Origin of the sequence: Aquibacillus sediminis (assembly GCF_005870085.1) — a bacterium.
In the GTDB taxonomy this organism is placed as follows: Bacteria; Bacillota; Bacilli; order Bacillales; family Amphibacillaceae; genus Aquibacillus_E; species Aquibacillus_E sediminis.
Window position 1 is genome coordinate 120659 of record NZ_SZNM01000009.1, and the last position, 8600, is coordinate 129258.

Annotated in this window: 8 protein-coding genes and 2 riboswitches; of the genes, 2 read left to right on the forward strand and 6 right to left on the reverse strand. The window is 36.8% G+C overall.

Annotated elements, in window-relative coordinates:
• Nucleotides 1-308 precede the first annotated feature (308 nt).
• The gene (locus FCI53_RS10960) at nt 309-1016 is read right to left on the reverse strand and encodes a restriction endonuclease (protein WP_138418765.1); all 708 of its coding nucleotides are present in this window, start codon (nt 1014-1016) and stop codon (nt 309-311) included.
• Nucleotides 1017-1153: 137 nt separating this feature from the next.
• Nucleotides 1154-1236: riboswitch (cyclic di-GMP riboswitch) on the reverse strand.
• 169 nt (nt 1237-1405) lie between these two features.
• Between FCI53_RS10960 and FCI53_RS10965 the strand changes: the two genes are divergently transcribed.
• Nucleotides 1406-1711 (forward strand): nucleotidyltransferase family protein, encoded by a 306-nt coding sequence (locus tag FCI53_RS10965; protein ID WP_138418768.1) that lies wholly within the window; start codon nt 1406-1408, stop codon nt 1709-1711.
• Nucleotides 1712-1938: 227 nt separating this feature from the next.
• Here FCI53_RS10965 and FCI53_RS10970 read toward each other — a convergent pair whose 3' ends face one another.
• From FCI53_RS10970 to FCI53_RS21885, 4 genes are all read right to left on the reverse strand, one after another.
• Complete coding sequence (locus FCI53_RS10970) at nt 1939-2523, reverse strand: GNAT family N-acetyltransferase (RefSeq protein WP_171038145.1); 585 nt, start codon at nt 2521-2523, stop codon at nt 1939-1941.
• The gene (locus FCI53_RS21450; protein WP_171038146.1) at nt 2474-2713 is read right to left on the reverse strand and encodes a hypothetical protein; all 240 of its coding nucleotides are present in this window, start codon (nt 2711-2713) and stop codon (nt 2474-2476) included. Before FCI53_RS21450 ends, FCI53_RS10970 begins: the two co-directional genes overlap by 50 nt.
• A 114-nt stretch (nt 2714-2827) precedes the next feature.
• Entirely contained in the window at nt 2828-3013 is a 186-nt protein-coding gene (locus FCI53_RS10975) for a hypothetical protein (protein WP_138418772.1), read from the reverse strand.
• Nucleotides 3014-3265: 252 nt separating this feature from the next.
• Complete coding sequence (locus tag FCI53_RS21885) at nt 3266-5245, reverse strand: methyl-accepting chemotaxis protein (RefSeq protein ID WP_246050082.1); 1980 nt, start codon at nt 5243-5245, stop codon at nt 3266-3268.
• Nucleotides 5246-5638: 393 nt separating this feature from the next.
• A riboswitch (cyclic di-GMP riboswitch) is annotated at nt 5639-5731 on the reverse strand.
• A gap of 457 nt (nt 5732-6188) precedes the next feature.
• Here FCI53_RS21885 and FCI53_RS10985 point away from each other — a divergent pair.
• Nucleotides 6189-7625 carry a carbon starvation CstA family protein gene (locus FCI53_RS10985; RefSeq protein ID WP_138418774.1) on the forward strand — a complete coding sequence of 479 codons (1437 nt, stop codon included), beginning with the start codon at nt 6189-6191 and terminating at the stop codon, nt 7623-7625.
• 138 nt (nt 7626-7763) lie between these two features.
• Here FCI53_RS10985 and FCI53_RS10990 read toward each other — a convergent pair whose 3' ends face one another.
• Nucleotides 7764-8129, reverse strand: a complete 366-nt coding sequence (locus tag FCI53_RS10990; RefSeq protein WP_138418776.1) for a hypothetical protein — start codon at nt 8127-8129, stop codon at nt 7764-7766.
• Between the last annotated feature and the right edge of the window lie 471 nt (nt 8130-8600).

Here is an 8600-nt window from a genome sequence, read left to right on the forward strand (position 1 = left end):
CTGATTTGCAGTATAAATATGCTAACAGTGGGTTACTTTTTGTTGCTTTCTTCCTTTGTTTCTTTCACTTGTACGCATACTCTCTCATATTATTTCCTTTCCTCTCACCTGGAAACTATCAAATGATAGATTGGTATATGGATTTCTACAACCATAAAATCACTAGTATCAACACAATTCAAACAAAATTAGCGCTTAGTTAGACCCTCGCCCCTTAATCTTTTTATGTCTACTAAATCCAGGCGGTGACAGGCACCACTCGTGAAAAAGGAAGCAGGAGAACTACCCCCATGCTTCCACCAGTACTTTTACGCCAATCCCTTTTTCTTCATCTGTTGTTTCCGCCACGGTAGTAATTTTGAATGCACCCATTCATTGCTTCGACATTTAATATTTCTACGGTCTGCCTCAACAAGAGCTGGATTGGTAAAACTAGAGCTAGTAATCATTTCAGCTAAGATACAGCCATGATTTTTCTTAGCTGAATCAAGCTCTCGTATTAGTTTAACGTCGATTTGTTTCCCTTTTTTATAATGTTTAATTTGAATGGCAACTTCAGTATTATGATTACGATCAAAGATGATTAAATCTACTCCACCATCAGCACCTTCAGATGTTCTTCTTGGTTTATACCCCTTGGCTTTATAGTAAAGGTAGCATAGTTCCTCGAATTCCCTCCAAGAAAGTTTCTCTAATGGTAATTTCAAGATCTCTTTTTCTGTCCTTAATAGATTTGAACTGTTATCTTTTACCGCCTTATTATAGCTGGCATTCTTCGTTTTGGCCTTCGTTAAACCAGTGTACATATTTTTGTGTTTGTTCTCTTTTTTTCTCATATCTGGAACAAAAGAAGCACAAATACTTCCCATTATAACCGCGAAAAACACTAATCCAATTATGTAATATAAATTCGTAAAATTAAATTGAAACATGATCCAAAGCCCTAGTAACAAAATAGGTCCAGCAACAACTGTATAAACATCTTTCTGCCTTTGTTTTCTAGTTGGTTTTGCCACCTGATTCTCCCCCTTCTCAACTACCTATAAAAAAACCAATTTGCACGATCCCATTCCTTTTCCTCCTTTTAGCCAAAACAAAAAGCAACCCTAAATGCTTGGGTTGCCACAAGTACGAAAATACGATCAACATAATGGTTGGCAACCCGGCTACCATAGTGAACACATTAGGCCCGTAGCTTTGCGTCCTTACCTTTCGATAAGTTTGCCGTTTTCAATTAATTAAAAAGGACTAAAATCGCATTACTATTTTACTACACAAAATGAAAATAGTCACTATCTGTCGACTGATTAATCCTGTTTTAATGGCCGTAACAGCACCATTTAACTTATACTTTTAATCAAAACGAATAAGTTATTTAATATAATAAAAAGGGAGAGAGCTTAACATGCGTGAAGAAATACTAAAGCAGCTTCGTGATATTCTTTTGAATGAACTTATTCACGAGAAGGTAAGAGTATATCTCTTTGGTTCTTGGGCAAGACAAGAGGAGAAAAATAGTTCGGATATTGATATTGCTATAGAACCAGAATTCGAACTCTCACCCATGAAATGGACTGATTTAATAGACACGGTGGAAGAGTCCACCATTCCATATAAAGTCGAGATAGTTAATTTAAATCATGTAGGCAAGGAATTAATGGAAAATGTCAAAAGGGAGGGAATCTTATGGAAAGACTTAAACAAAGAATAACATTAGCAAAAATTATTGCTCCACATGTCACCATGCGCAGTCACATAGGAAGTGGCCAATCGCCCCTCCACTCTAAATAGCTACCAAATCTGTAGCAAGAACAAAATACTAAAGGAGAGTCGATCATTTCAGCTGAATGATTGACTCTCTTTGCATTTTAATCTATAAAACTTAAGTAAACATGATAGAATTCATAAGATGTCTTTCATACGTGGACACTTGTATTTTTAAGGGGTATGACCCCCGGTATCTAAAAAAGTTTCGACAATATCCTCGTCATAGAGATCATGATACATGTAAACCATTTTTGTTTCAGTGTCATAAACCTCTTCTTCTTTTATCGGTAAAAAATTATGTTTATTATACCATTCATACCTTGACTTTATTGCATCTAATGTAAGAAATCGCCTATTCGTTTGAATTGCGATTTTTTTAATTTTGCTAATTAAATATGATCCTATACCTTGTCTCTGATTTGATGAGTGCGTTGCAATCCGTGCTATTTCCATACAGGGAAAAGTGCTATGTGGAAATCTTATCTCCATTTGAACTAAAGTAAAATAAGCAATAACCTTATTGTCTTTATTCAAAACTAAGCTTGTATTACCCTCAAACTCGATGGAATAATAAAAAGCACTCTGCGCGATAAATCTTTCCCTTGATTCATTTCCACACTTAAATCGTTTTAATTCTTCCCAATTATCTTTATTAAAACCACCGCAAAAATCCTCTATGGAGACAACGTTATACCTCTCATTTAAATCAAAGCTGCTTAGAGCGTAGTATTCTAGCACTTGCTGAATTGTCCTCATTTTTTTTATGAACCTTAGCAACTTGATATCTTTCATAAACATTACTATTTTTATCAGCCGTTACTTTTAAATAGTTATCCTTAGGCATTCTAATTTTATGTCTAGTCTCTTGGACCTGTTTCTTTCTTTCGGTGAAATTCAATTCATCAATAGCGGAGAGTTCAAGTTTTTCTCTTAAAAATAAACTCATTTAACTCCCTCCTTATAATACTTCCTATATTAAGCTTAGCACCCTATTAATATATAAGCAAATCTAACATGATCAGTTGCAAGGCGGGCTACCTTCATAGACAAGATGATGAGCTTAACTACCGCTACTAAAGTAACTCGCAACCATAGCTACTTTCGTACACAATGCCAAAAAGTGGTATTTATGGTTAAAATAGGTGGAATAATGGAATGGACATGCTTCATTATGTGGCCTGTAGGATGGTCGGTGATCGATCGTTTCCAGTTGAAGATGAATGGGCTTTGTCTTATATATCGTCATTTAAACCACCTCCCTTCTTTGGGGAGATGGCCAAGTATTTGCTAAAATTAATTTTTAGCAAGAACGAACATAAGAATCTATTATAATACAAAGTAGAGTCGATCATTTATCTGAATGATTGACTCTACTTTTCATTTTTTCTATAAACCTTTTGTTGGCGGACGCATGATACTAGGGAAAAACATGTTCATAAACCGTCCCCCATACGTGGACAGTTGTATTTTTAGGGGGTCTGACCCCTATTTATGGTGTTTACAATTTAAATTGACGAATCAATCCATTTAATTCTTCTGCCAGTTTAGCTAATTCATTTGAACTTTCTGCCACTTCTTCAACGGAGCTTGTTGCTTGTTGTGCCGATGCTGAAGTTTGTTCCACACCTGCAGCTGATTCTTCTGAGACAGACGCAATTTCTTCCACAGATGCGTTCATTTCTTGACTGCTTGATGACATGTTAGCTAAGTTATTTGTCACTGTTTCGATTTTACTTACGACATCTTTTATAGCACTCTCTATGTTTGTGAACGTCTCTCCAGTTGTTTTGATTTGCTCTGTCCCTTTTTCTACTTCTTCATAACCACCTTGTAAGGATTCTGTTACCACATTAGATTCCTTTTGGATATTAGACACAATTCCTGTAATATCCGTTACAGAATCTCCTACTTGTTCTGCCAATTTACGTACTTCATCAGCTACAACCGCAAACCCTTTTCCATGTTCGCCTGCACGTGCCGCTTCAATCGCAGCGTTTAGTGCTAACAGATTGGTTTGGTCGGCGATATCTTGGATGACAGATACTAACTTAGAAATCTCTTGTGATTGTGTATCTAATCCTTTTACCTTTTGCACGGCATCTTGTACAATTTCATCAATCTTGGACATTTGCTGAACGGATTTTTCCATTAGCTGCGCACCTTCTGTCGTCATGCCGAGTACATCAGTGGAAGATTGATAAATATCTTCTCCATTTGCATTTGCTTCTTGCATTTTTGCAGTAAAGGAATCCATTACAGAAGAAAGATCACTTGCATTGTTCGCCTGCGTTTCAGAGCCTGATGCCATTTCTTGCATCGTCGTCGATATCTGAACGGCGCCTTCTTTCACTTCATTGGCGGATTGTGTTAACTCCTCACTCTGACTTGTTACGTTTTCAGAAGCTGTAGAAACACTTTGTATAACCTGCTTCAAACTGCTCTGCATGTCATTCATACTTAAAGCAAGTTGTCCAATCTCATCATTCGTTTTTTCAACTGAAATTTCTCCAGTCAAATCTCCCTCACTAATTCTTTTAGCACCTGAAGCCAACTCATTAATCGGTTTTGTGATAGATCGGATAATCACTATAATAAGGGCAATTCCTAGCAGTAAAGATACCGAGATAACAATCATCGTTGTAACCAAAATTCCAGAAGCCGCTTCTTCTAATTCACTCGTGTACATGGTCCCTAAAACTTTCCACCCTGTCAGCTCATTGGATGAAAAGACCATTTCCTTTTGGTCTCCATCAAGTAAGTAAGAAAAGTCACCCTCTTGTTGATTAAACACTGTTTCCGTCCATTCTTCCGTAGGTTTCACCCCTATTTCTTCCGTTGGGTGCACCAAATATTGATTTTGAGCATCTAATAGGATGACATAACCTTCTTCCCCAATTTTTATACCATTTGCATATTCGGTTATGTTTTCCACACTTATATCAATTCCGATTACCCCAGAACCATCATTCATCGTTTTAGCTACTGTTACCATCATTTCTTGAGATGATGCATCCTCATAAGGTTCAGTAATCACAGCTTCTCCCTGGTTAGACTGGGCCTCTTGATACCAACTTCTATCCTTTGGATCAAAATCAGATGGTAAATCTAATTGAGGTTCTGTTATCATTTCCCCAGTATTCATACCTATATATAAAGCAGATACTTCTGGATGAAGGTCCAAATATTGCGAAAATTGTCTAAGGATTTCATCTTCACCTGCTGAAGTTTTCACCTCATTCGTAAGATAGTCTATATCATTTATTTTGGGGGAAAATGTTTCATTGATTTCTTTATCAATTACATCTATGTTATTCGATGCAGAATTAAGTATTTCATCACCTAGGACCGATTGCGCTTTTTGAAAGGAACTTAGACCGATGGCTATACTTGGTATAAAAAGAACTAATAGAAACGAAACAAGCAGCTTTGTTCGTAACTTCCAATTTTTAAATGACATGACTTTTTTTAATTGAACCAACTTATAAAACTCCCTTTTGCTCTTAATTTTGATGAGATCTTCCGTACTTTTTCATAGCCTGCTTTCACTTTTGGTGCTATCACATGCTTCTAGTAAGTCTACATTGCCATCAATGCGCCATTACCATCTCACTGAAATCGCGATGTTTTTATGAAAAATAACAACATGGTGCGATATCAAATTGATTAGTTCCCTTAGTCTCGATACATGATCATCCAATTGAATGTTCAAAACCATTTAAATAAAGTGAAACTTCATTCAGTGGGGTTTTTGCTCTCCCTACTGTGAACCTATTGGGGTGTTATCGTCCGTTAAATTCACTCTCGTAATGGCAAAAAAAAACTATCCTCAATATCGAGAACAGCCAATTAGATCATTATGTTATATACTAATTTTGGCAATCTGGCAATCATAGCAAGAAAAGCTTCTTACCTTAGACCCATGACTTTGCGTCCCATTCTTTCAAATGGTTTGCCTTTTCAATTCATATTCAGTTTTATTATAGCTGCATAACCAAACTTTAGTCTCTCAATATACAATATAATACAGCAACTAACGACCTATTTCAACGCAATTCGACATATTCCCGCAATTTTCTCAACATTTTATCTTCTCGTGCCAAACTGCTAGGATCACGCGCCAATAGAAAGTTTTTTAGGTCGTCTTAAAGAAGAACCAATCCGTATCCAGAAGCCGCGTACCATTAAAGACGTCTATCAACTGATAGATTGGTATATATATTTCTACTATAGGTGACGAACGGTGACATGCACCATTCCAATGGTATATTTTTTTCGTTATGAACAGCCCTTCTATCATATAAAATAATGTAATCGCTTCAGTAAACTGAATATATATTTTATTCAGAAAATTGTATTTACTTTTTGAAAATTAGTGTTACTATTATTATACTTTACTAGATTTTCAGCAGGAGGTAGTCGGTATGATCACATTCTTCGGAGCACTTATTTTACTTATCGGCGGTTATATTTTTTATTCTAAATTCGTAGAGCGGGTTTTTGGGATTGATGATGCAACACCTACGCCGGCTTATAGTCAATCAGATGGCTTGGACTATGTTCCAATGAGCTGGTGGAAGGGTAATTTAATTCAACTACTAAATATAGCTGGTCTTGGACCAATCTATGGTGCGGTTGCAGGTGCGCTATATGGGCCAGTCGCTTTTATATGGATCGTTGTAGGTTGTATTTTTGCAGGAGCAGTTCATGATTATTTTTCAGGCATGATGTCTTTAAGACATGGTGGAGCACAATTCCCAGCATTGGTTGGCCGCTATTTGGGAAAGCATGTAAAAACCATTATTAATGGGGTTTCGCTTGTATTAATGATTTTAGTTGCTGCAGCATTTACTGCTGGGCCAGCCCAACTAATTTCACAAATTACGCCAGTAAGTTTTATTGTGGCATTGGTTATTATTTTTTCTTATTTTGCTTTAGCAATTATTTTACCGGTTAACCGGATTATTGGTCGTATCTACCCATTTCTTGGGGCTATCTTATTAATTATGGCAGGTGCTGTAGCTGTTGCATTGCTTTTCTCGGGTAAACCAATACCAAACCTTACCTTACAGAACCTCCATCCTGGTGATTTACCAATTTGGCCACTGCTGATGGTGACAATCTCCTGTGGTGCAATATCTGGTTTCCATTGTACACAAAGTCCTATCATTGCTTGTACCGTGAAGAAGGAATCAGAAGGACGTAAAATTTTTTATGGTGCCATGATCACAGAGGGGATTATTGCCTTGATTTGGGCAGCAGCGGGAATGACATTTTTTAATGGTACGGTAGGTTTGCAAGAAGCACTAGCTGCTGGTGGACCATCTGGTGTGGTAAATGAAATTTCTACGTCATTACTTGGTACATTTGGAGGAATTCTTGCTGTACTAGGCGTTATTATTTTACCGATTACGACTGGGGATACAGCGCTTCGTTCGTCTAGAATGATTTTAACGGAAGTGCTATCCAAGTTCTTTCATATTGAAAGTAAGGTGAAAGTTTTATTAGTATCCATCCCTGTTTCGGTTCCAGCATTTTTCCTAGCAACGATTGATTATACATTCTTGTGGAGATACGTAGGGTGGACAAACCAGGTGGTAGCAACCGTCATGTTATGGACAGGGGCCATGTACTTATTGAAAAATCACAAGTTTCATTGGATTTGCGGCGTACCTGCGATATTCATGACAGCAGCTGTATGTACTTATATCTTTTATGCACCAGAAGGGTTAAACCTTGATTACCAGTTCTCTATGACAATCGGTCTTTTACTAACTGCAGTCGTCGTGTTATGGTATGTCGTCCAAATCATAAAGCACAGAAATATAAAACAACATAACACAAATTATAATGCGGCATAAACGGACCTGGGGGATGGGTTGTGATATTGAAAAAAGCAACTACATGCCGCAAGCTAGCAGCTAACCATTATTTTAAGTGAAAAGAAGTAACTACCCTACATTCTTGGTCGAGAGCGGAGGGGTTACTTCTTTTTCTTTTCAAGCATTATTTATATAATCTTCAAATTTATCCATAAGAAGTTTTGCATTGGTAATATCTGCAGCAAAATCGCGATCGATTACCTCTTTCTCTTTTTCTAGAATGTTGATCGCATCCCTAACACCCGTTAACCACTCACTGTATTTATTATATACTTCACCTTCTGCAATACCTTGGGTTTCAACAACTGAATAAATATCTTCTGTTGCTTTTAATTTCTCTAGTTCTGTTCGTACATTGATTCTATCCCCAGCATTTTCATTTAAGTAATCTTTTGGTTTATCAATTGTATACATGTTTGATAGTTGCTTCTCTAGTCCTTCAATATGGTGTTTACAAAACTCTTTAAAAGAACTTCTTGACATTCTATTTACCTCCCTGTCATAGGAGCGACAAAAGAAGGGATCATTTCCTGCTACTTCCCCCTAATTGCTCCACCTTTAGCTCGCACATAGCTATCACGATTTATCCTCGTAATTTTTCGCTCTGTACTCTGACGATATCACATTTCTCTAACTTTCTATATAACAAATTTAGTCCCATTCATTAATCATCGTTAATTCTTCTTGTTCTGCATTTTTTGTTGGTGGACACATGGCACTATGAAAACATAATAGCACTTATAAACTGTCTTCTATCGTGGACAATTGTATTCCCAAGGGACCCCGATTTGGCACCACAATCCATATGGTGATAAACTAAGCATAATAGGAGGTTGAAACAGTTAACAATTAATTGATAAAACCTTATAATAAATGGTAAAATCTAAAGTAATAAATTACCAAAATTGTAAGGGTGAATGGCATGAAACAACGAAAAGTAGGTATAGGAGAAGC